Genomic DNA, 22,943 nt, shown 5'->3' with positions numbered 1-22,943 from the left:
GACGCGCCCGGATTCCATTCAATTCGTGACTCCGGCGCGCAATCGGAGTATCGGGCGCGCCATTCCTATGGCTATTGAAATCCCCTCCCCGCCCAAGGTCGGCATGGTCAGCCTCGGCTGCCCCAAGGCGCTTGTCGACTCCGAACGCATCCTCACCCGCCTGCGCGCCGATGGCTACACGATGAGCCCGGACTATGCCGGCGCCGATGTCGTGCTCGTCAACACGTGCGGTTTCCTCGATTCCGCGAAGGAAGAGAGCCTGGCCGCAATCGGTGAAGCCATTGCCGAAAACGGCCGCGTGATCGTCACCGGCTGCATGGGCAACGAGGCCGACGTGATCCGCGCCCGCTTCCCGGACGTGCTCGCCGTCACCGGCGCCCATCAGTACGAAGCGGTGGTCGAGGCCGTGCACGACGCCGCGCCGCCCGAGCTGTCGCCCTATGTCGACCTGATCCCGCAGATCTACGACGAAGCCGGTGTGAAGCTGACCCCGCGCCACTACAGCTATCTGAAGATCTCGGAAGGCTGCAACCACGCCTGCTCGTTCTGCATCATCCCGTCGCTGCGCGGGAAGCTGGCGAGCCGCCGTATCGACGCGGTGCTGCGCGAGGCGGAAAAGCTGGTCCAGGCCGGAACCCGCGAACTGCTGGTCATCAGCCAGGACACCTCGGCCTATGGCGTCGATGTCCGCCACGAGACGCGCACGTGGAAGGACCGGGAAGTCCGCACCCACATGACCGATCTTGCCCGTGAGCTCGGGCAGCTCAAGGATGCGCAGGGCCGCGCGCCCTGGGTACGCCTGCACTACGTCTACCCCTATCCGCATGTCGACGCGGTGATCCCGCTGATGGCCGAAGGGCTGATCACGCCCTACCTCGACATTCCGTTCCAGCACGCCGCGCCTTCGGTGCTCAAGTCGATGAAGCGCCCGGCCAACGAGGCCAAGGTGCTCGACCGCCTGCACAAGTGGCGCGAGATCTGCCCGGATATCGCCATCCGCTCCAGCTTCGTGGTCGGCTTCCCCGGTGAAACCGAAGAAGACTTCCAGTACCTGCTGGACTGGCTGGACGAAGCCCAGCTCGACCGCGTCGGCGCCTTCCGTTTCGAACCCGTCGAGGGTGCCTCCGCCAACCACCTGCCCAATCCGGTCCCGGAAGAGGTGAAGGAAGAGCGTTACGCGCGGATCATGGAAAAGACCGCAGCGATCAGCGCCGCCAAGCTTCAGGCCAAGATCGGCCGCGTGATCCCGGTGATCATCGACGAAGTGGGCGAGCCCGACGAAGACGGCGAAATCGGTGCAACCGCCCGCTCGCAGGCCGATGCTCCCGAGATCGACGGCAACGTCTTCCTGCGCAATGTGGGTGATGTGCAAGTCGGTGATATCATTGACGTTCTCGTCGAAGATGCGGACGAACACGACCTTTACGGAGCATTGACCCAGGGCTGATCCCTAACGGCTCCGCGCCTTAAGATTGCACATTTTGCAATCAACGGCGATTTTTTCGCGTTTGCGAAGAATCGGTCCGACAAGCATATGGAGCGGGCCTTTCAGGCATCCTCTCCCAAAAACTTTCCAAAGGGGCTGGTCTTCGGACCGGCCCTTCTTTTTTGCCTGTAGCGCGTGGCAAGCGACCTGCAGCAGCGCCCGTTGGCGCACGCAACTTTCCGATCAACGGCTGCCCACGCCCGCGCTTCTCCATGCGCCTGTCCCGCCAAGACGAACACCGGGACACTTGGCAGCGCACCGAGCAGGACTACGCCAAACGCGCCAAATCACAGATCGGCAAGGAATTACTCCGTCAAAAGACTTGGGAAATGCATTTCGATCAAACCGGCCTCACGCATTTCCGCGACTTCCTTCGCAATTTAATTGCATGAAACGCAACACATCTCCCATTTTTCGCGTTTGCGGAGAATCAGCCTGACGAGCATATGGAGCAGGCCTTTCAGGCATCCTCTCCCAAAAACTTTCCAAGGGGCTGGTCTTCGGACCGGCCCTTCTTTTTTGTCCGCTGCGCATCCGCGAGCGGCAGGACCAGATTCGCCTCATCGCTCTCTTCGAGAGGTCAGCGCACGATCCGCGCCCGTCCGGCCCGCGGCAAGACGCTTAGCACCGCGTTTGCAACACGAACGCCAGGTGTCGGGGTGGCCCAAAGCCGCGGGAATCCGCCATGAATGCAATTCCATCAAACCCAATCCACGCAATTCCGCCAATTCGCCCGCGCGATTAGTTGCGCCACACGCAACCATGCTCCATTTTTTCGCATTTGCAGCAAAACCTGTCTCGCTGCATAAGGAACGGGCCTTTCAGGCATCCTCTCCCAAACTTCTACGGGCTGGTCTTCGGATCGGCCCTTTCTTTTTGTCCGGCTCCCGCGCGGTATTCGCAGCGGAAATCGCAATTGAGTTTGGCTGCGCGGACTGTAGCGTCGCGCCATGAACCGCACCGTCCTTGCCCGCCTGCTCACTGCCGGCGCCCTCATCCTCGCCCCGACCACTCTTGCCGCCGCGCCTGCGCCGCAGGCCGTTGCCGCCGTGCCCTCGACCCGTGCCGCGCTCACGCCGGCGCAGGAAACGGCCATCGACGCAGCCGTGACCAAGGCCCTCGCCCACAGCGGCGTGCCCTCCGCGCAGGTCGCCATCGCGCGCGGCGGTCAGATCGTATTTGCCAGGGCCTGGGGCAAGGCGGGCGACAACATGCCCGCGCGCACCGACCAGCCCTACCAGATCGCCTCCAACTCCAAGCAGTTCCTCGGCGCGCTGATCCTGAAACTTCGCGATCAGGGCAAGCTCTCGCTGGACGACACGGTTTCCAAGTACCTTGCCGGCGTATCCGGCGGGGACGAGATCACGATCCGCCAATTGCTCTCGCACACCTCGGGCCTGCGCGACTTCTGGCCGCAGGACTACGATTTCGTCGACATGCGCACCGCGGTGAAGCCGGAGGAGATCGTCAAGCGCTGGGGCACCGCGCCGCTGGACTACAAGCCCGGCACGCGCTGGCAATATTCGAACACCGGCTATGTCGTCGCCGGCCTGATCGCGGAAAAGGCCGGCGGTGCGCCGCTGTGGGAGCAGTTCGAGCGTGAGCTGTTCCAGCCCCTCGGCCTGCATCCGCTGAAGCTGGACGATACCAACAAGCCCGGTTTCCCGCAGGGCTATCACCGCTATGCGCTCGGCCCGGTGGTTGCGGCCACGCCGCCCGCCTCGGGCTGGCTCTGGGCTGCCGGCGAGATCTCCATGACCGCCTCCGACCTGGCCCGCTGGGACATCGCCCGCCTCCACCGCACCCTGCTGCCCGCCGCCGACTGGGAAGAACAGGAAGCACCGGTGATCCTCGCCGACGGCACCAACAGTTCCTATGGGCTCGGCGTCTTCACCCGCACGGCCGATGGCCGCCGGATCATCAACCACGGCGGCGAATCGACCGGCTTCCTCTCGCAGGCGACGATGTATCCCGACAGCGATGTGGCCATCGTCGTGCTCACCAATGCCGATTTCGGCGCGGTGACGGGCACCGTCACCTCCGCAATCGCCGATATCGTGATGCCGCGCGACCTGCCGCTCGACAGCGGCGAAACCGCCCGCACCGCCGACGCCCGCGCCGAACTGGAAGCGCTGGTGGCAGGCAAGTTCGAGGCCGCACACTTCACCGCCCACGCCCAGGACTATTTCTCCGGCGCGGTGCGCAAGGACTATCGCGAAAGCCTGGCGCCGCTTGGCCCGCTCACCGCGTTCGAACCGGCGGGCAAGCCGAAACTGCGCGGCGGTTTCGTCAATCGCACGTTCGTCGCCACCTTCGGCAAGCGCAAGCTGGCCGTCTCGACGTATGCCGATCCCGGCGCGCACGGTGCCTGGGAGCAGTTTATCGTCATGCCGTCCGACGATTGACGACGCCGACGGGTGGCGGTGTTCCTTCGGGTCGGCTAGCCATGGCGCATGGTCGATTCGTCGCGTATCTACACCGCCGCCCTCGTCGTCATCGGTGACGAGATTCTCTCAGGCCGAACCCACGACAAGAACATCGCCCAGGTCGCCGCCTGGTTGCAGGTGCAAGGCATCCGCCTCAAGGAAGTGCGCGTGGTGGCGGACGATACGCCCGCCATCGTCGAAGCGGTGAACCTGCTGCGCGCGCGCAACGACTATCTCTTCACCACCGGCGGCATCGGCCCGACACACGATGACATCACCGTGGACGCCATTGCCGAAGCGCTGGGCGTCGCCGTGATCGTCCACCCCGAAGCCCGTGCGATCCTGGAGACCTACTACGAGACGCGCGGCGGGCTGACCGAAGCGCGCCTGCGCATGGCGCGCACGCCCGAAGGCGCCAGCCTGATCCCCAACCGTTACACCGGCGCGCCGGGCATCCGCTACGACAACGTGTTCATCATGGCGGGCGTGCCCAGCATCACCGCGGGCATGCTCGACGCGCTGACCGGCACGCTGGACGGCGGCGCGCCGCTGCTGTCCGAAACCATCGGTTGCTGGGTGGGCGAAAGCGAAGTGGCGGACCTGCTGCGCGAGACCGAGAAGGCGTTCGAAAGCTGCCAGATCGGCTCCTACCCGTTCTGGGGCGAAGGCCGCACCGGTGCCAACTTCGTGATCCGCTCGGTCGATGCGCAGCAACTCGCCGCCTGCACCCGCACGCTGGTCGAAGGGCTGGCCGCGCTGGGCAAGGCGGCCGTGCCCGGTGGGATCTAGCCTCATCGCCCTCGCCCCGATCTTCCTTGCCGGCTCCGCGCCGCAAGAGGCGGAGTTCGAACGTCTGCTCGCCCGCAACGACAGCGCTACGGCGGCGCTGGGCGAGTGGTGCATCGCGCATCGCAGCGCCGACGCACCTGTGGTCACCGCCAGGCCGGTGAAAGGCGAGGACGCCGCCCTGCCCTCCGATGCCCGCGCGCTGCTGGAAGTCTCCGGCGATCAGCCTCTGGGCTACCGCCATGTGCGCCTGACCTGCGACGGGGTGACGCTCTCCGAAGCGCACAACTGGTTCGTGCCCGCGCGGCTGACCGATACGATGAACGCCGCGCTGGCCAATACGGACACGCCGTTCGGCAAAGTCGTCGCCCCGCTGCACTTCACGCGCGAGCGCCTCGAATCGCGCCACGGCCGCCTGGAAGGTTGCCCGCCCGGCACGTTCCTCACGCACCGGGCGCTGCTGCGTCTGCCCGATGGGACGCCGATCAGCCTCGTCGTCGAATGCTATCAGCGCGAGGCGCTGGAGAAGTAGCTCCGGCCGCGACCGTTACGCCGCCACGGCCTCGGTCCCGGCGATCGAGGTGCGGTGCATCATGCGTCCGGTCGACTTGTCATAGGGGATCGCCCGGTGCATCGCGCCGGTGTTGTCCCAGATCACGAAGTCACCCTTGGTCCACTTGTGCCTTAGCGAGAACGCCGGCTGCGCTGCCCATTCCTGCAAGCGGATCAGCATCGCGCGGCCGGCCGGCACTTCCATCCCGACAATGTGATCGGCGGTCGTACCGATCACCAGCGACTTTCGTCCGGACTCGTGCGTCCAGACCAGCGGATGCTCCTTGACCAGCCCGATTCCCAGCACCCGCTCCCGGTGCTTTTCGGGAATGGCGTCGGCAATCGGCGAGAGGCTGGCACGTACCGAGTGGACTGCCTTCATCCCTTCAAGCTCGCCCTTTTCCTCATCCGACAGGCCTTCATAGGCTGCGTAGGTACTGGCGAATTCGGTCTCGCCGCCCTTGTCCGGGGCGATGCGACAGGACAGCAGCGTCGCGAAGGGCGGCGGCATGTCCACGGTGATGCCGTCCATGTGCCAGAAGAAAGTGCCCAGCACATATTCGGGCTGCGGATTGATCTTCTCGTCGAGCGTGACCTGATAGACGTCCTCATCGTTCGACTGGACATTGTTGCGCGCGGTCAGGCGCACCTTCTCGCCCATCAGGTTGGTGATTGCGAGTTGCTCGGCATCGGTCAGGTTCAGTTCGGGGAACACCACCACCGTGCGTTCCTCAACCTTGGCGCGGATCGCCCTGGCCGCCTCGGGCGTGAATACGTCGGCGCGGTCGTCCCAGACCACGCGTGAGCCGATGTGGTCCTTGATGTCTTCAAAGCGGATAGCCATCTGGCTGCCTCTCCCGTTTCCTTATGCTGAACACATGTACAGCACGGGAAAGCGCTTGGCAATCGTGGGCGGGATGGCTCGCTCCTGCGCCATGCCCTTCGTCGAAATCGGTATGTCGCTCGTCGGGTGAATGTGCCGCCGGGCCGCATGCTTCCTAAGAGTGACGCCCATAACAGGGAGCCTCTCACATCATGCCCAGAACTGCGCTTATTCGCGTGGCGCCTGCCCTTGCGGCCATGGCCATCGCGCTGACCAGCCCCGTCCACGCCTCGGCCCAATCGGTCGCCGCCGCCACGCCCTCCGCGCCCGCCAAGCCAGCCTGGGTGGTGAAGAGCGACGCCGAGACGCAGAAGCTGCTTCAGCTCGAAGCCGCCTTCATGCCCGAGAACGCATCCTCGATGGGCCTGACCGCGTTCGACGGAAAGGTCGCCGACCTTTCGCTCGATGCCGACAGCCGCCTGCTGGCCGCCTATCAGGGCCGTCTGACCGACATCAGGGGCCGCATCTCTGCCGAGCAGCAGCCCGAGGTGCGACAGGACCTCGAAATCCTCGCCGCCTATCTCCAGCGTCAGATTGATTCGATCCAGACCCGCAAGCGCTTGCTGATGGACTGGATCGACCTGCCGCAGATGATCGCCTCCGGCTTCAACGACCTGCTTTCCGACCAGACCCCGCCCGAACGCCGCGCCAGGGCCGCCGAGCGTCTGCGCCGCTATGTCGGCAGCGAGCCCGGCACCAAGCCCGCAGTCGAACTCGCCAAGGCCCAGTTCCTCGCCAGTCGCGACGGCCACCTTGGCCCCTATCGCCGCGACGTCGAACAGGCCATCGGCAATACCGCCACCTACATCCAGGGCGTCCGCGCGCTCTTCACCAAGTTCGGCATCAAGGGCGCCGATGGCGATCTTGCCAAACTGGATAAGCAGCTGACCGAGTACGCCAGGTGGGAACAGGCCACCGTCCTGCCCGCCGCCCGCGCCGAATATCGCCTGCCCGAGCAGGTCTACGCGCTCAATCTCCAGCAGCTCGGTATCGACATCGACCCGCGCCAGCTGATCGACCGCGCCGCGCGTGGCTACTACGTCACCCGCGCACAGATGCAGGCGCTGGCCCCGGTGGTCGCGGCCAAGTTCGGCTTCAAGGCCACCGACTACCCCTCGGTGATCCGCGAGCTGAAGAAGAACGTGATCCCCGCCGATCAGGTCGAGGCGCGCTATCGCAAGGTGAATGCCCAGCTCGAGGACATCGTCCGCCGCGAAGGCATCCTCACCCTGCCCACTTCACAGCTGCGCATGCGGCTTGCCACCCCGGCCGAAGCCGCAGCGATCCCGGCGCCGCACATGAGCCCGCCGCGCCTCATCGGCAACACCGGCGAGCAGGGCGAATTCATCCTCACCACCGGCAATTCGCAGAAGGCCGAGGATGCCTACGACGACTTCGGCTACGACGCCGCGACCTGGACGCTGAGCGCGCACGAGGCGCGTCCCGGCCACGAACTGCAGTTCGCCGCCATGGTCGACCGCGGCGTCTCGCTGGCCCGCGCGCTCTATGCCTTCAACAGCGTGAATGCCGAAGGCTGGGCGCTCTATGCTGAAGGCGAGATGCTGCCTTACGAGCCGGTCGAAGGGCAGCTCATCGCCTTGCAGGGCCGCCTCCAGCGTCAGGCGCGCGCGATGCTCGACCCGATGCTCAACCTGGGGCTGATCGACGTCGACAGCGCCCGCCGCGTGCTGCGCGATGAAGTCGTACTGTCCAAGGGCATGGCCGATCAGGAGATCGACCGTTACACCTTCCGCATGCCGGGCCAGGCTGGTTCCTATTACTACGGCTTCGAGCAGCTCGCCCAGCTGCGCGTGAAGACCGAAAAGGCGCTGGGCCCGGCGTTCGACCGCAAGGCCTATCACGACTTCCTGTTGTCGCAGGGCCTGCTGCCGCTCTCGATCCTGGCCACTACGGTCGAGCGCGATTTCATCCCTGCTCAGAAAGCCGCCGCGGCCACCAGATAGGCTGCGCGGCTTCCCTCATCCTTGCGCGGGCCTGTCGGCCTGCGGCCGCTCCGGGGCCAATGCGAACCGCCCCGGAAAAGCCGCCCCTTCGGGGGCGCAAGGACGCCGGTTTCAACGCCCTTCGCGGGCGCGCCAGTCCACCGCCGGCTCCTCGATCGCCAGCCTGCGCGCCGTCCGCGCGGTCTGAAGCACGAAGAAGACGATCAGCAGCAAACCGATCGTGCCGACGAACATGTCGAAGTAGGTCAGCACCCCGAAGAGCACCGGCTGCGATCCCGCCCAGATCATCGCCAGCGTCAGGCCGATCAGCAAAAATCGCAGTTCCGTCGGCCCCGCGTAGACATAGGACAGCTTCAGTTCGCCCAGCACGCGCACCGACAGGAAGGCGTGGATGGACAGCAGCAGATAGCCCGCCAGCGCGATCAGCGCGACTTCGAGCAGGACATAACCGCTCAGCCCGATGCCGACGACGACCAGCGTGGTCGCCAGACCGTCGCAGCTGTGATCGAGGAAATAGCCATAGCGCGGACGCTCGATCTTGCGGAAACGGGCAAGGCTGCCGTCGAGCGAATCCCCGAACCACTGGACGACATAACCGGCGATGGAGACCCACAGCCAACCGTCACCCAGATTGCTCGCGACATAACCGCCGAACACCATCAGGGCGCCGATCATTCCGATAGTGGTCAGAATATCGGGAGTGACCCATGCCGGCATCCGTGCACAGAGCCAGTTGAGGACTTTCCTCTCGGAACTGGCCAACAGGTTCTGTTGAATCCGGTCAATGCGCTTCGGCTGCGCGCCGTCGCTTGTTGTCACGTCTATCCTTCCTTGATGTCCGCATCGCTGCTGCAGGCCGATGCCCGCCCGCGACCGAAGCGGCGCCTATCCGGGCTCTATGCGCGAATGTCCACGCCGCTGCGTGACGCCCTGCGCCTGCGCCGCCCACATTGCAAAGAAAAAGGGCCGGAGGTTCCCCCCCGGCCCTTCTATCCGTTTCGCGCAGTCTGAAAGATCAGACGCCAGCGATCTCGGTGGTGTCGATCTTGAGGCCCGGGCCCATCGACGACGACAGCGAGATCTTGCGAACGTACTTGCCCTTCGAGCCCGAGGGCTTGGCCTTGACGATCGCATCGACGAACGCGCTGAAGTTGGTCAGCAGGTCGGCGTCCGAGAACGACATCTTGCCGATACCGGCGTGGATGATGCCCTGCTTCTCGACGCGGAACTCGATCTGGCCGCCCTTGGCGTCCTTCACGGCCTGCGTGACGTTCGGGGTCACGGTGCCGAGCTTCGGGTTCGGCATCAGGCCCTTGGGGCCCAGCAGCTTACCGAGACGGCCAACGACGCCCATCATGTCCGGGGTGGCGATGACGCGGTCGTAGTTGAGGTTGCCGGCCTGCATGTCTTCCATGAGGTCTTCCGCACCAACCTTGTCGGCGCCGGCGGCGAGAGCTTCGGCAGCCTTGTCGCCCTTGGCGAACACGGCAACGCGAACGGTCTTGCCGGTGCCGGCCGGAAGCGAAACCATGCCGCGAACCATCTGGTCGGCGTGACGCGGGTCGACGCCCAGGTTCATCGCGACTTCGACGGTTTCGTCGAACTTGGTGGTCTTCAGGTCGCGCAGGGTCTGCAGCGCGTCAGCGACGGGGTAGAGCTTCATGTTGTCGCCGAGCTTTTCGGTCAGCGACTTCTGCTTCTTGGTCACCTTGGCCATGAAATCAGCCCTCCACCACTTCGAGGCCCATCGCGCGGGCCGAACCTTCGATGATCTTGGTGGCGGCTTCAATGTCGTTGGCATTGAGGTCGGCCATCTTGACCTGGGCGATCTCGGCAAGCTGCGAACGCTTGACGGTACCGGCGCTGATCTTGCCCGGCTCCTTCGAGCCCGACTTCAGGTTCACGGCCTTCTTGATGAGGAAGGTCGCCGGGGGAGTCTTGGTGACGAACGTGAAGCTGCGATCCGCGTAGACCGTGATGATGGTCGGGATCGGCATGCCCTTTTCGAGCTCCTGCGTGGCGGCATTGAACGCCTTGCAGAATTCCATGATGTTCACGCCGCGCTGACCCAGCGCAGGGCCGATCGGCGGGGACGGCGTGGCGCTGCCGGCCTTGACCTGCAGCTTGATGTAACCTTCGATCTTCTTGGCCATGTGGCCACTCCTTTCACACTTTCGCACCTGCCGGGCAGATGCTCATGTTTAGCGGTCTTACGGACGCCGGGGCATCCTCCCGCAGGGAATCGGGGGGCACGAGGCCGCTCCGAAGGGCGCGCCCCTAAACGATATCGGGATAAAAGGAAAGGGCCCAAACGCGGGCGGTCGCCGGTCCCGGCATGATAACGCAATCAGACGGCGATCCGCGCGCCCTGCCCTGCCTTCAGCCGCCGCTGCCAGGCCGCGCGAATGGCCTTGCGCGCAGGGGTTTCGAGCCAGCGATAGGACAAGTCGGAGATGACCAGCACCACCAGCGCATAGACCGCGGTGACCACCAGCCAGGTCGTGAAATCGCCGGAAACATGCCCCAGCTGCTGCTCGCCCAGCTTCAGTACCGGCCAGTGGACAAGGTAGATCGCATAAGAACGATCGCCAAGCCAGCGCATCGGTGCCGAGCCCATGAACTTCAGTCGCAGCGCCAGCAGCAGCGCCGAAGGCCAGGCCAGCAGGCTCATCGGCGGCACTGAACTGGCGTGGCCCATATCAAGCGAAAGGCCGATCGCCATCAGGCAGACCAGCAACATGCTGGGCGCATGACGCAGCCTTGCGCGTGCCTGCCACAGCATCTGGCCAAGGAAAAAGCCCAGGAGCCCGCGCGGCAGACCGTCGCCCACCCACGGGCCACCCGCCCTGCCCTGCAGCGCGAAATGCAGGAGCGCGCCGAGGATCGCCAGCACACTTACCCGCTGGAGCGTACGCCGCCCGCCCACAGCGCCGAGCGCGAAGAGAATGTAGCAGGCGCATTCCACCGAGATCGACCAGCTCGGCCCGTCGAAGCTCAGCCCCACCATGCCGACAAAACCCTGCAACATGAGCAGGTGCGCGATGAACGCGAGCGGGGTATTGCCCTGCGCCCCCAGGAACAGCACCGCGCAGACCAGCAGCATGACCAGGTGCAGCGGATAAAGCCGCGCCACCCGTGCCACCGCGAAGCCGCCCAGCGTCTCGCGCCGCAAGGCGAAGCCCTGCCCCGGCGTACGTTCGACCAGGTAGACGTGCGCGAAGATGTAGCCGGAAATCAGGAAAAACAGGTCTACGAGCGTCCACCCACTGTGCTGGAACCAGTGCAGCACACCGGGCAGTGTCGCATTGGTCTGCGGCGCGAACAGCGACTGCGGATGATAGAGCAGCGCCACGCCGCAAGCCGCCAGCCCGCGCAGGCCGTCAAGCCGCGTCAGCCGCCCGCCGGGCCCGGTTGCCTCCCCCTGGAGGCCGCGCTTCATGCTTGCGAATATCCCCATGGCCAAAGGCGTTAGCATGAACAGGGTTAAGAGGCGGATAATTACATCTTCACGCCGCAACGGGGGCCCGTCATAGAGCCGGACCATGGACAATGCAGAACTCGACCGCCTTCTCTGGACCGCGCTGACCGGCGAGCAGGCCTGCTTCGCGCTCGGCGCCGACATCGGCTCCGGCGGTGCCCGCCGCTTCCATCCCGGGATCGGCCCGCTCGCCGCGGTTCGCGACCTTTCTCCCGAGAGCCTCGCCGATTTCGCGGCCCTCACCCGCGCTCACGGCCCGCTGGCGCTGATGCAACCGGGTGAGCCGGTCGCGATCCCGGGGATCGAATGCGTGAAGTCTGCGCTGGGCGTGCAATTGATCTTTTCGGGCGACGCCCCCGCGCTGGACGCCATTGCCCATGCTGCACAAGACCCGCGCGTCATCCCGCTGGGCCCGCAGGACCATCCCGAGATGCTCGACCTGGCAACGCTGACGCAGCCGGGTCCGTTTGGCACGCGAACCGGCGAACTCGGCGATTTCTGGGGCCTAAAGGAGGATGGGCGCCTCCTTGCGATGGCCGGCCAGCGCACCCGCACCGGCAATTACATCGAGATCAGTGCCGTCTGCGCGCATCCCGACGCGCGGGGACGCGGACTTGCAGGACTGCTTTCGCGCCGCGTCGTCGCCGCCATTCTCGGCGAAGGACGCACGCCGATCCTGCATTCCTACGCCGACAATGCAGCGGCACTCTCGCTCTACCACAAGCTGGGTTTTGTCGAGCGGGCCAAGGTCAGCCTGACCATCTACGCGGCCGGCACCTAACAAGAAAAAGGGCGCCTTCCGCACGGGAAGACGCCCTTTTTCGCAGCCTCCGACCGAAGCGGCCGGGCGGTTACTTGCTGAGTTCGACGTGCTCGAAATCGAGTTCGACCGGCGTGGCGCGGCCGAAGATCGAGACCGCGACCTTGACGCGGTTCTTGTCGAAATCGAGTTCCTCGACGAGGCCATTGAAGCTCGCGAAAGGACCGTCGAGCACCTTGACCGAATCGCCGATCTCGTAATCGATGCTGACGTGCTTGCGCGGCGCGGCAGCGGCGGCTTCGGCAGCACCGAAGTAACGTGCGGCCTCGCTCTCGCTGATCGCCTGCGGCTTGCCGTTGTTGCCCAGGAAGCCGGTGACCTTCGGGGTGTTCTTGACGAGGTGGTAGACGTCGTCGTTCAGGGTCAGCTTGGCCAGCACGTAACCGGGCATGGTCTTGCGCTCGACCTGGACCTTCTTGCCGCGCTTGACCTCGGTGATGGTCTCATGCGGAACCTGCACGTCCTCGACAAGCTGCGAGAGGCCGATACGCTCGGCTTCGGCGAGGATCGATTCCTTCACCTTGTTCTCGAAGCCGGAGTAGGCGTGGATGATATACCAGCGGGCCATGGTTCTCTCTTCGTTGTCTGGTTTTAGCCGATCAGCGACAGGAGCGAGCTGACGATCCAGCCGAACAGTGCGTCGATGCCGAGGAAGAACACTGCGAGAAGCAGCGTCATCAGGCCGACGAAGATCGCGGTCGTCACCGTTTCCTGGCGCGAGGGCCAGTAAATCTTGGAGGCTTCGCTGCGCACCTGGCGGAAGAATTCGCCCGGAGTGGTCTTGGCCATGTCAGTCTTACTCGCGTCTCTGCCTGGTGCCCGAAAGGCGCTCCGGGCGGGAAAAAGTCTCTTGTCTTCCGGCTAGGGCTCATCGCCGCCCCGGCCTAGGCCGGGAGGGGCAGAAAAGATCCGTATGTCGGAAGGAAAGCGCGACTTAGCCCTCGTCGCTCTAATTTGCAAGGTCTGCCGGATCGGCAAGGCGCGCAAGGAACGAGTTCGAGCTGGAATAGAGAATGCGTGCACCGTCCGGCAGCGCGATCGGCTTTACCGTACCGATGTACCACAGGTAATCGGCGTGGCGCGCGGGCGGGAACGTACGCAGGTCGATATGCTGCTGCGGCGAATAGAGAATGCGCTGGGTGGGATCGGCGAAACGATACGAAAGGTCACGCATCGACAGCATGTGCACGTCGGGCAGCGCGAAGTTGGAGTTTTCCATCGCGCTGCGGCGCACCACGGCATAAGAGCCGAAATGCTCGAACGGGCCGAAGCGCCACTGGCTGCGCGGAATCGCCACGGCGGTGGCCACGCGCGCGCCCTCGGGCACCTGGTCGAGCGCGACGATCAGTTCGCGCGCCACTTGTGCATCCTGGTACCAGACCACCGTCGTCACCAGCGTGCGCACCGCGAAAAGCCCTGCGGCGACCATCGTCGCCCAACGCGGCAGCGCCCAGTCGATCGCAAGGCAGGCGATCATCAGCGCCATCGTGCTGAGGCGATAGTCGGCATAGTCGCCGCCGAAGATCTGCCGCGGTACGATCAGCGTGAGCACCAGCAGGATCAGCGCCGCCCAGCCGAGCCGCCCGTCGATTCGCCGCACCAGCATCGCGCCCGCCAGCACGCCGAGCACCAGCCAGAGGCTGGCGATGTCGAAGGTGTAGTCGAAGCTGCGCATCGACTTGTAAAGGATGCCCCACTTGTAATCGAGCACGTAGCGCCCGTAGGAAACCTTGGAATTGGCGCCCACCCCGATCAGCATCGGGAACAGCGGGAAGATAAGCGGCCAGGGCTTCAGGAACGGCCGCCAGTCAAGCCATGACCGGCGATGCGCCCATTCGTAGCCGAAAATCAGCACGCCCATCACGCCCCATCCGGAAACGTGGCAGAGCCAGACCACGAAACTGGCTGGGATCATCGCGATCCAGCGCCAGCGTTTGCCCTCCAGCCCTACCCAGGCGGCAAAGACAAACAGCGCCATCGCCACCGACAGCGACCAGTTGACAAAGCCCATCAGCAGCGAAGGCGACCAGATCATCGAGAGCGACAGCAGCGGCCCCACGCCCATCGGCCGCTTCAGCGCGCGGCACAGCGCATAGACCGAAAGCACCGAGAGGAAGGGAATCAACGCAACGATGATCCGCCCGGCCTGCTCCAGACCGAAGACCGGCGCCATCGGCACCATCAGCAGTTCGACACCGAGATTGCCCGTCCACTCCCAGTTGAAGCGGAAATAACGCGTGAGATAGGGATCCTGCCCGTGATCGAGCGCGACCTTGTAGCCCGCCAGATGCGAGGGGTAGTCGGTCATCTGCGGCGCCCAGGCCAGGAGCACCGGCAAAGCCGCGAGCACCGCCAGCGCCAGCGCGAACAGCAGCCCGCGATCGAGAGCGGGCCAGCGAGCCCGGATCATGTCCTGAGTTTGCAGTTGCGCAGTGCCGTGCATGTACGAGCTATTCTTTCCCGACCTGAAACAGCCTGGGACCCTGCGGCGACGAAGCGGTTGACCCTTGGCCGAAAGCTTCGCGAATGCCCGAATCACCAGACGACGCCCCTCCGGAGCGCGCCTAACCGCAATTGCGGGATTGGCAAGCGCCTGACCCTATCGTGGCTTGCACCTCATCGCAAATGCGAAGCCGATGCCGCAAGCGCGAATCGCCTTGCCCCTTGCCAGAAACGCCACAGGCCCCGGAAATTTCCGGGGCCTGGCGTTCCAACGGTACGAAGGAAATGCTGGCAGGAGTGGAGGGACTCGAACCCACGGCCCTCGGTTTTGGAGACCGATGCTCTACCAACTGAGCTACACTCCTGCGGGCGAGGTGGCCTCTAGAGCGGGTTCGATCGGATGACAAGAGGATTACGGCAAATAGACGTCAACTTAATCCACAGGCACGTGATGACGCCTGCAATCCCGCCTGCAAGCTGCTAGGCCATGCACTCCGCATTCGCATCACTCTTTCGCCGCCCATTCCCAGCTTCCCATGCGATCAGGCCATTCACGTGCACGCCCCTAGCCCCTCTCGGATGATCGAACCCGAACTCCTGATGCTCGCCTATCGCAGCGGAATCTTCCCGATGTCGGACGCGCGCGACGATCCCGAGATCTTCTGGATCGAACCACGCCTGCGCGCGATTCTCCCGCTGGAGGGCTTCCATCTTTCGCACTCCCTGGCACGCACGCTGCGCCGGGGCCGCTTCACGGTTACTTGCAACACCGCGTTTTCGGAAGTCATGGACGCCTGCGCCGCCCCCCGCCGGGTCCGCCCGGAAAGTGATGACGAATCGGGCAGTTGGATCAGCCACCGCATCCAGGCCAGCTACGAGAACCTGCATCACCTGGGGCAGGCCCACTCGATCGAGGTCTGGCAAATGGACGACAGCGGCGAACGTAGACTGGTCGGCGGACTTTACGGGGTGGGGTTCGACCGGGTGTTCTGCGGCGAGAGCATGTTCTCACGCGTCGCCGATGCTTCGAAAGTGGCGCTGGCCTGGCTGATCGCGGCGATGCGCCTCGGCGGCGGGGAACTGCTCGATTGCCAGTTCATGACGCCGCACCTCGCCTCAATGGGCGCAGTGGAGATGCCACAGAAGCGCTACCTGTCACTCCTGCGGCAGGCCCAGTCTTCGAGCCAACAGTCTTCCGATCACTCGTCCGCGGCAGGCTGCGAGGGCGTGGAAACGGCCGCGGGCGCAGCGCTCGGCACCGAAACGGGCTCAGCGGGAGCCGCTTCGGCCGCCGCCGTGCTGGCGCTGCCCGAAGCCTTTGCCGCACTGCTGGAACGCGCGGTCGATTCGGGAATCGCTTCCTCGCCGGGGAAGTTCATCGCACAGTTCTTGACCCAGACGTCGTAGACCGGGTGCTGAACGACGTTGAGCGCAGGCGAATTCTTGAACAGCCAGCCGGAGAAGACCTTGTGCCAGGCCAGCTTCTCGTTGGCGGTGGCACGCTCCTCGACAAAGACCTGAACGAAAGCGCCTTCTTCCTGCGGTCGCTCCCAGGGGAGCGACTTCTCGCAAGTGGCGACCTTGACGACGAGGTTCCCGATGCGCTTCGCCTCGCCCGGCTTCATGACCAGGTCCTGCGAGAGGTTGTTGCGCTTGTTGAGAACGCCCAGCGTGACCACACGGTCCTTGTTGGGGGTGCCGATCTGCTGGCCCTTGGCCGCCTGCGCGGGCCCGGCCTGCATTCCCGCAATCGCATCGGGAATCGAGGTATCCTGCGCCTCGGGCGCGGGCTCACCCTTGCCGCAGGCGGTGAGCGCCAGCGGCAAGGCGAGAATCGATGCGTGAGCGAAGACCCGCTTCACAGGCCCGAAACTCAGGCTTCCGGCGACAATTTCAGATTGTCGCCATCCGGCGACCAGGCTTCATAATCGCCCGTTGCAGGCGCCCGCACCCCGCCACGCTCGAGCGCGCCCTGCGGGCGATGAGCCGAAGCGGTGCCCGTGGCATTCGGGGTGAAGTCCGCTTCCCAGATCCGGGGCGCGGGAAGATGGCTTTCCGGGACGCCGTCATAGCTGTGATGCAGCCAGCCGTGCCATTCGGCGGGGACGTTGCTGGCGTCGTTGGCGCCTGCGTAGATCACCCAGCGGCGATCCCATCCCTCGGTCGTCCGCACTTTGGCGGACTTCGAGCGATAGTACTTGTTGCCCTGCGCGTCGGTGCCGACGTGCTCGCCATTGCGCGAGCTCCAGAGCGAGGTGCCGATGGTGGCGCCGTCCCACCAGGTGAAGATCTTGGACAGGATTCCCATGGGCTGCGCGTTAGCGCCGTTCGCGGCCGATGCCAAGCGTGTTCCAGACCGAAAGCGACAGGCCCCCGGCGTTTCCACAGTGCTCCCCTCCGTTTCGGAGGCTTTCGCGAAGGCTCCGTCCGCACGGATAACGATTGCACAGTGGACAAGGCGGATTGCCTCGATCACGCTGCAATGCGGGAGAGACGCCCGAAGGCGCTTGGTTTGGCTTCGGCCCTGGGGAGGGTTTCGTATGCGTAAACTGGCTTTTATGCGACTTGCATTTGCCGCCTTGATCCCGCTGGCTTTTTCAATCGCCTCTCCGCTTTCCGGAGCCAAGGCGGCAGCCCAAAGTGCACCAAGACTCGCAAAGCTGCCCGCGCTCGGCGTGGACGCGAATCACGTGACAGTATCCGGACTGTCATCCGGCGGCTTCATGGCCGCCCAATTCGCGGTGATCCATTCCGCCACCGTCACCGGCGTCGGTATCGTCGCCGGCGGCCCCTACGGATGCGGACTCGGCGGCGCAATGGTCACCCCCGCCTGCATGACCGGCACCCCGTCGGGCCAAGGGGCAAGGCTGGTGGCCGAAATGAACGAGATGGCCGGCCTCATCGATCCGCTCGCCCACATCAAGGGTCAGCGGGTCTACCTGTTCCGCGGCGCGGCCGACACCGTGGTCGGCCAAGGCGCGCTCGATGCCCTGCGTGACTTCTACAAGGGCGTCGGGGTGCCCGAGGCCAACCTCCAGGTGCTGGGGGCATTCTCCGCGCAGCACGCCTTCCTTTCGCTCACCGCCGGGTCAGACTGCGGCTATCTCGGCGCGCCCTTCGTCAATCACTGCGGCGCCGACGGCACGACCGGCGGCCTGCCCCGCTACGACCAGCCTGGCGCGATTCTCTCCAAGGCCCTGGGCGCCCCGCTTTCCCCACCCGTAAATAGCCTGTCCAGCGCCCCGCAGAGCTTCGCCCAGGCCCCCTATCTCTCGCCGCTCAGCGAAATGGCGAGCACCGGCTATCTCTACGTGCCCGAACCCTGCCGCACCGCGGGGGCGAAGTGCCGCATCCACGTGGTCTTCCATGGCTGCAGCCAAGCCAGCGCCTATGTCCGCGACTCGGTTTACGGGAAACTGGGCTACAACGGCTGGGCAGACAGCAACCGGATCGTCGTGCTCTATCCGCAGGTCGAGAAGAACGCGCTTGCCGGCAACCCGTTGGGCTGCTGGGACTGGTGGGGCTATACCGGGCCGTTCGCGACGCGTTACGGCCCGCAGACCCGTTCGGTACAGGCGATGATCGACCGGCTCGCCCAGTCCGGCAGTTGAGGCCCAGCGGGCGTTGGAAAGTACCGCCCTGTCGGCACAAGCCCGCCTCTGCACGCGGCGACGGTTCAACCGCCTCGCTCAGTCATCTCCCGCTTCCTCCACCCAGGCCTCGGCGTCTTCCGCGCTTGCCGCATCGATGATCGCACGCGCCACATCGAGCCGGTGCCCGGCCCGCAGCATCGCAGCGATATGCTTTTCCCGCAGCGCCCTGTCCGTCTCGCGAACACTGAACGGCCCGAGCCGCCGCCGCCGCGCCAGCACCAGCGCCGCCTGCCGTTCCGCCGCTTCGTCCGGCCGCACATCGGCGCGCAGGTCCTCGTCGAGCCCGGCGTGGCCCAGCGCCTCGCCCACCCGTCTCGCGCCATAACCGCGCCGCAGCAGGCTGCCCGCCTTCATCCGCGCCCAACTCGCGTCGTTGACGTAGCCAAGCTCGCAATACCTGGCGATGAGTGCGTCCAGATCCGGCACATCGCCGTCGCGCCCCCCATCATCCCACCCTCGCTCGCGCAGCTTGCGCTGCAAATAATCGCGCAGCTTCCCTTGCGTCGTCGCGAAACGCGCGACATAGGCGAGCGCCAATTCCTCCAAGCGGGTCTGGTTGAGCGGTTGCGGATTGTGACGCTTGACGGACATCTTGCCCTATTCGTGCCACAGTCGGCTCAGAATGGGGAGTGCGCACGGAACCATGCAGGTGGGACAGCTATCTCCGGTTCAGCTTGAGCCGGCTATCGCAGTCGGGTTCCGACGAGAATTAAACGGTATAACAACAACGGGTTATAACGAAATGACCGACACCATCAGCATGGTGCCGCAAGCGAGTGAAGCACTTGTCGCAACCCCCAACGGGGATGCACTTGCCCGCCGTTTTGCCGACTTTGACACTTTCTGCGATGCCCTCGACTATGCAGCGACGGGCCAGCGCGGCTTCAATTTCCACGATCCGCGCGGCGTTCTGAAACGCGTCTATCCGTTCTCGGAACTGCGCGGCGACTCGATCAAGGTCGCCCATGCGCTGATCGCGCGCGGCGTGAAGCCGAATGACCGCATCGCCCTCATCGCCGAAACCGGCACCGATTTCGCAGCACTGTTCTGCGGCGTCGTTTATGCTGGCGCCTGGCCGGTGCCGCTGCCCCTGCCCACCAGCTTCGGCGGCAAGGACAACTACATCGAACAACTCGCAGTCCAGCTTTCCAGTTCGGACCCGGTGCTGCTGGTCGGCCCGGACGAAATCGCCGAGATGACCGCGCAGGCTGCCGAGCGTCAGGGCTGCGACCACGCGACCTGGGCCGATTTCGCGGCCAAGGATGCGCCCGAAGTCGCCCTGCCCAAGGCCAGCCCGGACGACATCTGCTATCTGCAGTATTCCAGCGGCTCGACCCGTTTCCCCCACGGCGTCGCCGTCACCCACCGTTCGCTGATGTCGAACCTGGCCGCGCACAGCCACGGCATGCAGGTTTGCGAGACCGACCGCTGCATCTCCTGGCTGCCCTGGTACCACGACATGGGCCTGGTCGGCTGCTTCCTCTCGCTGATCGCCAATCAGGTCTCGGGCGACTATCTGAAGACCGAGGACTTCGCCCGTCGTCCGCTGGCGTGGCTGGACATGATCACCCGCAACGAGGGCACCTCGATCTCGTATTCGCCGACCTTCGGCTACGACATCTGCGCTCGCCGCATCTCCAGCCAGAGCCATGTCGACGATCGCTTCGACCTGTCGCGCTGGCGTCTTGCCGGCAACGGCGCCGACATGATCCGCCCTGACGTGATGCAGAGCTTCGTCAACGCCTTCGCGCAGGCCGGCTTCAAGGCGACCGCCTTCCTGCCCAGCTATGGCCTGGCCGAAGCGACGCTGGCCGTCACCATCATGCCGCCCGGCGAAGGCATCCGCGTCGAACTGGTCGAGGAAGAACGCCTCTCCGGTTCCCCGCGCGACCTCAACCGCCCGGCCCGCTACCGCGCCATCGTCAACTGCGGCAAGCCCGTCCTCGACATGGAAGTGGTGATCCGCGGTGAAAACGGCGACAGCCTTTCCGACCACAAGATCGGCAAGGTCTGGTGCCGCGGCACCAGCGTCATGCACTCCTACTTCCGCGACCCCGAAGCGACCGAAGCCTGCATGGTCGATGGCTGGCTCGACACCGGCGACATGGGCTACATGGCCGATGGCTACCTGTTCATCGTCGGCCGCGCGAAGGACATGATCATCATCAACGGCAAGAATCACTGGCCCCAGGACATCGAATGGGCCGTGGAACAGCTGCCGGGCTTCAACCACGGCGACATCGCCGCCTTCTCCGTGGAAACCGACAATGGCGAGGAAGCCCCCGCCGTTCTGGTCCACTGCCGTGTCTCCGATCCGGCCAAGCGTATCGAACTGCGCGATCTGATCCGTGACAAGGTGCGCTCGATCACCGGCATGAACTGCGTGGTCGAACTGGTGCCGCCCAAGAGCCTGCCGCGCACCAGTTCGGGCAAGCTCAGCCGCGCCAAGGCGAAGAAGCTGTACCTTTCGGGCGAAATCGAGCCGTTCAAGCTCGCCGCCTGATTCTGTCAGGTTCCGACATTGCAAACGAGCCGGACAGCACTGCGCTTTCCGGCTCGTTTTCGTTTGGCGAACAAAATACAGGCAGAGGAGCCCCACACATTGGAGCGGGAGGACGCACTTATGCGGGGTAGAGCGACGCCCCTCCGCTTTCCGCCCATTTCGGATAGGCAGGCAGCCTCACCAGCAACACTCCGCTGACGATACAACCGGCAACCCCCGCCCACAGGAACGGCCCATATCCGCCGAACTTGTCGTAGACCACGCCGGCCAGCCACGGCCCCAACCCCGAGGCGAAGGCAACTATCGCCGCCATCACCCCATAGATGGCGCCGAAATGCCGCATTCCGGCGTAACCGGCCGTGAGGAAGGCGCAGATCTGCATCTTGGTTCCGGCCGCATAGCCGTTCACCAGCAGGCCGAAGATCACCGCCGCCGTAGAATCGATCCACCAGATCAGCACGATGAACGTCACCGCCGTAACGCCCACAGTCACGCCGCCAATCCAGTTCGGCTTGTAGCGATCCATCAAAGCGCCGGTGACCAGCTTGCCGACGATGCCCGCAACGCCGGTCAAGGCTGTCAGCCATGCCGCGTTGGCGCGGGTGACGCCCGCTTCGGTGAGGATCGGGAAGAGGTGGATGCCAAGGCCGACGGTCAGCGCCATGACGAGGAACGTCGACGCCGCCAGTTGCCAGATCGCCCGGCTGCGCAGCGCCGCGCGCGGGGTCAGACCTGGAAGGTGCAAAGCACCTTGCGCGGGCGCCGCTTCACCAGCCGCTTGCGCCGCGCTGCGGGCCCGGTCGCGAACGTCATAAAAGAACAATGCGCAGAGCAGCAGCGTCAGTCCGCCCCAGCCCAGGCCGAACCAGACAAAAGCACCCCGCCATCCCGCATGCTCGATCAGGAAGTTGCCGAGCGGCGGCACAATGGCCTGCGCCGCCGCCGTTCCGGCCACGGTCACACCAAGAGCAAGCCCCCTGCCTTCGTCAAACATCCCGGCGACGGCGGTAGTCCAGACGGTGGACTTGATCGTGGTGAGCAACACTCCAAAGATCACCCAGAGCGCGATCCACTGCAGCGGCGAACCATTCGCCAAGGCGAATGAACTCATCGCGCCCATAACCAATACGATCCCCGGCAGCGCCAGGCGGCGCGATCCCATACGGTCGATCAAGGCGCCGTAGAACGGCGAAAGCAGCGCAGTGACGAGCGTCGCGATACCCGGCCCCGCGGAAAGCAGCGAGCGGCTCCAGCCAAATTCCTTGCCCAGTGGCCCGAAGAACAGTCCGGTGCCCGCCAGCAAGACCGAGAAGAACGAGAAGCCGACTGCCGAGGCCAGCACAAGCTTCCAGCCCCGCCGCCACTCCGCCCGCTGACCGGTACGATCCGGCAGCGCTCTACCAGGTGCATGCATCTGTTCTCTCCCTTGGGAGAGAGCCTAGGGCATGCGGCCAGATCGCCAAACGCCCCGGCGATACCCGCTGGATCAGATGGTCCGGTGCAGTTCCAGATAATCGCGCGGTATGCTGAGGGCCTGCTTGGCCACTTGCGTCTCACGCAGGAACAGCACCAGCGCCGCCAGCAGCAACACGATCGAGGCCAGGAAGATCAGCGCGGCGATGCCGTGCATGTCGAACCCGGCCAGCCCCTGCAGGAACAGCACCGCCACCGTCGTACCGATGCACAGCGCCGAAAGCACCATGAGGCGGATGGCGTTGGTGATGATCTGGATGCGCTTGTCGACCAGCCGGATTTCCAGGACCACTATATCGTGGGCTGGGCCTTCCGTCTCGTTATGACGCTCCTGGAGCGTGCGCGCGCGGTCCACCACGCGGCCCAGACGGGTCGAGAGAATGTTCAGGATATTGCCGATGGCGACCAGTACGAAGACCGGCGTCAAGGCCAATTGGATGGTCTGGACGATCGTCGAATCGCTGATGGTGAACACGG

Annotated in this window: 22 protein-coding genes, 1 tRNA gene and 1 pseudogene; 10 read left to right on the top strand and 14 right to left on the bottom strand. The window is 64.9% G+C overall.

Features of this window, described 5'->3' with window-relative positions:
• Positions 1 to 67: 67 nt before the first annotated feature.
• The 5 genes from rimO (at position 68) to OKA11_RS04645 (ending at position 5,230) form a co-directional block, all read left to right on the top strand.
• Positions 68 to 1,447 (top strand): 30S ribosomal protein S12 methylthiotransferase RimO, encoded by a 1,380-nt coding sequence (gene rimO / locus OKA11_RS04665; RefSeq protein WP_267219065.1) that lies wholly within the window; start codon positions 68 to 70, stop codon positions 1,445 to 1,447.
• A 251-nt stretch (positions 1,448 to 1,698) separates the two neighbouring features.
• The gene (locus OKA11_RS04660; protein WP_267219064.1) at positions 1,699 to 1,878 is read left to right on the top strand and encodes a hypothetical protein; all 180 of its coding nucleotides are present in this window, start codon (positions 1,699 to 1,701) and stop codon (positions 1,876 to 1,878) included.
• A gap of 558 nt (positions 1,879 to 2,436) precedes the next feature.
• Complete coding sequence (locus OKA11_RS04655) at positions 2,437 to 3,891, top strand: serine hydrolase domain-containing protein (RefSeq protein WP_267219063.1); 1,455 nt, start codon at positions 2,437 to 2,439, stop codon at positions 3,889 to 3,891.
• Positions 3,892 to 3,939: 48 nt separating this feature from the next.
• A complete protein-coding gene (locus tag OKA11_RS04650) occupies positions 3,940 to 4,701 on the top strand; it encodes a competence/damage-inducible protein A (protein WP_267219062.1) in 762 nt (253 codons plus the stop codon).
• Positions 4,691 to 5,230 carry a chorismate--pyruvate lyase family protein gene (locus OKA11_RS04645; RefSeq protein ID WP_267219061.1) on the top strand — a complete coding sequence of 180 codons (540 nt, stop codon included), beginning with the start codon at positions 4,691 to 4,693 and terminating at the stop codon, positions 5,228 to 5,230. Before OKA11_RS04650 ends, OKA11_RS04645 begins: the two co-directional genes overlap by 11 nt.
• Positions 5,231 to 5,245: 15 nt before the next feature.
• Here the strand turns inward: OKA11_RS04645 and OKA11_RS04640 are convergent, their stop codons facing one another.
• Positions 5,246 to 6,094 carry a TauD/TfdA dioxygenase family protein gene (locus OKA11_RS04640; RefSeq protein ID WP_267219060.1) on the bottom strand — a complete coding sequence of 283 codons (849 nt, stop codon included), beginning with the start codon at positions 6,092 to 6,094 and terminating at the stop codon, positions 5,246 to 5,248.
• Between the two features lie 191 nt (positions 6,095 to 6,285).
• On the opposite strand from OKA11_RS04640, the gene OKA11_RS04635 reads away from it, so the two are divergent.
• On the top strand, positions 6,286 to 8,097 hold the full coding sequence (locus OKA11_RS04635) for a DUF885 domain-containing protein (protein ID WP_267219059.1): 1,812 nt from the start codon (positions 6,286 to 6,288) through the stop codon (positions 8,095 to 8,097).
• A gap of 111 nt (positions 8,098 to 8,208) precedes the next feature.
• Here the strand turns inward: OKA11_RS04635 and OKA11_RS04630 are convergent, their stop codons facing one another.
• The 4 genes from OKA11_RS04630 to OKA11_RS04615 all read right to left on the bottom strand — a co-directional run bounded on the left by OKA11_RS04630 (position 8,209) and on the right by OKA11_RS04615 (position 11,536).
• Entirely contained in the window at positions 8,209 to 8,916 is a 708-nt protein-coding gene (locus OKA11_RS04630; protein WP_267219058.1) for a CDP-alcohol phosphatidyltransferase family protein, read from the bottom strand.
• 196 nt (positions 8,917 to 9,112) lie between these two features.
• A complete protein-coding gene (gene rplA, locus OKA11_RS04625) occupies positions 9,113 to 9,814 on the bottom strand; it encodes a 50S ribosomal protein L1 (protein ID WP_142634954.1) in 702 nt (233 codons plus the stop codon).
• Positions 9,815 to 9,818: 4 nt separating this feature from the next.
• Positions 9,819 to 10,250, bottom strand: a complete 432-nt coding sequence (gene rplK, locus OKA11_RS04620) for a 50S ribosomal protein L11 (RefSeq protein ID WP_132386687.1) — start codon at positions 10,248 to 10,250, stop codon at positions 9,819 to 9,821.
• A gap of 194 nt (positions 10,251 to 10,444) precedes the next feature.
• Entirely contained in the window at positions 10,445 to 11,536 is a 1,092-nt protein-coding gene (locus OKA11_RS04615; protein ID WP_267219057.1) for an acyltransferase family protein, read from the bottom strand.
• Positions 11,537 to 11,639: 103 nt separating this feature from the next.
• On the opposite strand from OKA11_RS04615, the gene OKA11_RS04610 reads away from it, so the two are divergent.
• Positions 11,640 to 12,356, top strand: coding sequence for a GNAT family N-acetyltransferase (locus OKA11_RS04610; RefSeq protein WP_267219056.1), 717 nt, complete (start codon positions 11,640 to 11,642; stop codon positions 12,354 to 12,356).
• A gap of 70 nt (positions 12,357 to 12,426) precedes the next feature.
• Here the strand turns inward: OKA11_RS04610 and nusG are convergent, their stop codons facing one another.
• The 4 genes from nusG to OKA11_RS04590 form a co-directional block, all read right to left on the bottom strand.
• Entirely contained in the window at positions 12,427 to 12,963 is a 537-nt protein-coding gene (nusG, locus tag OKA11_RS04605; protein ID WP_142634961.1) for a transcription termination/antitermination protein NusG, read from the bottom strand.
• Between the two features lie 23 nt (positions 12,964 to 12,986).
• On the bottom strand, positions 12,987 to 13,184 hold the full coding sequence (secE, locus tag OKA11_RS04600) for a preprotein translocase subunit SecE (protein ID WP_142634963.1): 198 nt from the start codon (positions 13,182 to 13,184) through the stop codon (positions 12,987 to 12,989).
• Between the two features lie 160 nt (positions 13,185 to 13,344).
• A complete protein-coding gene (locus OKA11_RS04595; protein WP_267219055.1) occupies positions 13,345 to 14,838 on the bottom strand; it encodes a hypothetical protein in 1,494 nt (497 codons plus the stop codon).
• Between the two features lie 288 nt (positions 14,839 to 15,126).
• Positions 15,127 to 15,202 (bottom strand) — tRNA-Trp (locus tag OKA11_RS04590).
• Positions 15,203 to 15,416: 214 nt separating this feature from the next.
• On the opposite strand from OKA11_RS04590, the gene aat reads away from it, so the two are divergent.
• On the top strand, positions 15,417 to 16,244 hold the full coding sequence (gene aat / locus OKA11_RS04585; RefSeq protein WP_267219054.1) for a leucyl/phenylalanyl-tRNA--protein transferase: 828 nt from the start codon (positions 15,417 to 15,419) through the stop codon (positions 16,242 to 16,244).
• A gap of 35 nt (positions 16,245 to 16,279) precedes the next feature.
• Here the strand turns inward: aat and OKA11_RS04580 are convergent.
• A pseudogene (locus tag OKA11_RS04580) lies at positions 16,280 to 16,462 on the bottom strand (DUF2155 domain-containing protein); the annotation flags it as partial.
• Between the two features lie 248 nt (positions 16,463 to 16,710).
• A complete protein-coding gene (locus tag OKA11_RS04575; RefSeq protein WP_267219053.1) occupies positions 16,711 to 17,145 on the bottom strand; it encodes an NADH:ubiquinone oxidoreductase subunit NDUFA12 in 435 nt (144 codons plus the stop codon).
• Here OKA11_RS04575 and OKA11_RS04570 point away from each other — a divergent pair.
• Entirely contained in the window at positions 17,099 to 18,448 is a 1,350-nt protein-coding gene (locus tag OKA11_RS04570) for an extracellular catalytic domain type 2 short-chain-length polyhydroxyalkanoate depolymerase (protein WP_446686312.1), read from the top strand. The genes OKA11_RS04575 and OKA11_RS04570 overlap by 47 nt on opposite strands.
• A 78-nt stretch (positions 18,449 to 18,526) precedes the next feature.
• Here OKA11_RS04570 and OKA11_RS04565 read toward each other — a convergent pair whose 3' ends face one another.
• On the bottom strand, positions 18,527 to 19,081 hold the full coding sequence (locus OKA11_RS04565; protein ID WP_267219051.1) for a regulatory protein RecX: 555 nt from the start codon (positions 19,079 to 19,081) through the stop codon (positions 18,527 to 18,529).
• A 151-nt stretch (positions 19,082 to 19,232) separates the two neighbouring features.
• On the opposite strand from OKA11_RS04565, the gene OKA11_RS04560 reads away from it, so the two are divergent.
• On the top strand, positions 19,233 to 20,993 hold the full coding sequence (locus OKA11_RS04560; RefSeq protein WP_267219050.1) for a fatty acyl-AMP ligase: 1,761 nt from the start codon (positions 19,233 to 19,235) through the stop codon (positions 20,991 to 20,993).
• A 118-nt stretch (positions 20,994 to 21,111) separates the two neighbouring features.
• Here OKA11_RS04560 and OKA11_RS04555 read toward each other — a convergent pair whose 3' ends face one another.
• Both OKA11_RS04555 and OKA11_RS04550 read right to left on the bottom strand, forming a co-directional pair.
• A complete protein-coding gene (locus OKA11_RS04555; RefSeq protein WP_267219049.1) occupies positions 21,112 to 22,407 on the bottom strand; it encodes an MFS transporter in 1,296 nt (431 codons plus the stop codon).
• A 72-nt stretch (positions 22,408 to 22,479) separates the two neighbouring features.
• Complete coding sequence (locus OKA11_RS04550; RefSeq protein WP_267219048.1) at positions 22,480 to 22,941, bottom strand: DUF2721 domain-containing protein; 462 nt, start codon at positions 22,939 to 22,941, stop codon at positions 22,480 to 22,482.
• Between the last annotated feature and the right edge of the window lie 2 nt (positions 22,942 to 22,943).

Source organism: Novosphingobium clariflavum (genome assembly GCF_026420865.1).
Classification (GTDB): domain Bacteria; phylum Pseudomonadota; class Alphaproteobacteria; order Sphingomonadales; family Sphingomonadaceae; genus Novosphingobium; species Novosphingobium clariflavum.
Note: the sequence above shows the minus strand (reverse complement) of the source record. Positions and strands in the feature narration are given on the sequence as shown.

Bases quoted from the DNA above. Each gene is read 5' to 3' on its own strand.
- rimO (WP_267219065.1), top strand. From the start codon at position 68: ATGGCTATTGAAATCCCCTCCCCGCCCAAGGTCGGCATGGTCAGCCTC.
- OKA11_RS04660 (WP_267219064.1), top strand. From the start codon at position 1,699: ATGCGCCTGTCCCGCCAAGACGAACACCGGGACACTTGGCAGCGCACC.
- OKA11_RS04655 (WP_267219063.1), top strand. From the start codon at position 2,437: ATGAACCGCACCGTCCTTGCCCGCCTGCTCACTGCCGGCGCCCTCATC.
- OKA11_RS04650 (WP_267219062.1), top strand. From the start codon at position 3,940: ATGGTCGATTCGTCGCGTATCTACACCGCCGCCCTCGTCGTCATCGGT.
- OKA11_RS04640 (WP_267219060.1), bottom strand. From the start codon at position 6,094: ATGGCTATCCGCTTTGAAGACATCAAGGACCACATCGGCTCACGCGTG.
- OKA11_RS04635 (WP_267219059.1), top strand. From the start codon at position 6,286: ATGCCCAGAACTGCGCTTATTCGCGTGGCGCCTGCCCTTGCGGCCATG.
- rplA (WP_142634954.1), bottom strand. From the start codon at position 9,814: ATGGCCAAGGTGACCAAGAAGCAGAAGTCGCTGACCGAAAAGCTCGGC.
- rplK (WP_132386687.1), bottom strand. From the start codon at position 10,250: ATGGCCAAGAAGATCGAAGGTTACATCAAGCTGCAGGTCAAGGCCGGC.
- OKA11_RS04615 (WP_267219057.1), bottom strand. From the start codon at position 11,536: ATGAAGCGCGGCCTCCAGGGGGAGGCAACCGGGCCCGGCGGGCGGCTG.
- OKA11_RS04610 (WP_267219056.1), top strand. From the start codon at position 11,640: ATGGACAATGCAGAACTCGACCGCCTTCTCTGGACCGCGCTGACCGGC.
- nusG (WP_142634961.1), bottom strand. From the start codon at position 12,963: ATGGCCCGCTGGTATATCATCCACGCCTACTCCGGCTTCGAGAACAAG.
- secE (WP_142634963.1), bottom strand. From the start codon at position 13,184: ATGGCCAAGACCACTCCGGGCGAATTCTTCCGCCAGGTGCGCAGCGAA.
- OKA11_RS04595 (WP_267219055.1), bottom strand. From the start codon at position 14,838: ATGCACGGCACTGCGCAACTGCAAACTCAGGACATGATCCGGGCTCGC.
- aat (WP_267219054.1), top strand. From the start codon at position 15,417: ATGATCGAACCCGAACTCCTGATGCTCGCCTATCGCAGCGGAATCTTC.
- OKA11_RS04570 (WP_446686312.1), top strand. From the start codon at position 17,099: ATGGTGGCGCCGTCCCACCAGGTGAAGATCTTGGACAGGATTCCCATG.
- OKA11_RS04575 (WP_267219053.1), bottom strand. From the start codon at position 17,145: ATGGGAATCCTGTCCAAGATCTTCACCTGGTGGGACGGCGCCACCATC.
- OKA11_RS04565 (WP_267219051.1), bottom strand. From the start codon at position 19,081: ATGTCCGTCAAGCGTCACAATCCGCAACCGCTCAACCAGACCCGCTTG.
- OKA11_RS04560 (WP_267219050.1), top strand. From the start codon at position 19,233: ATGACCGACACCATCAGCATGGTGCCGCAAGCGAGTGAAGCACTTGTC.
- OKA11_RS04555 (WP_267219049.1), bottom strand. From the start codon at position 22,407: ATGCATGCACCTGGTAGAGCGCTGCCGGATCGTACCGGTCAGCGGGCG.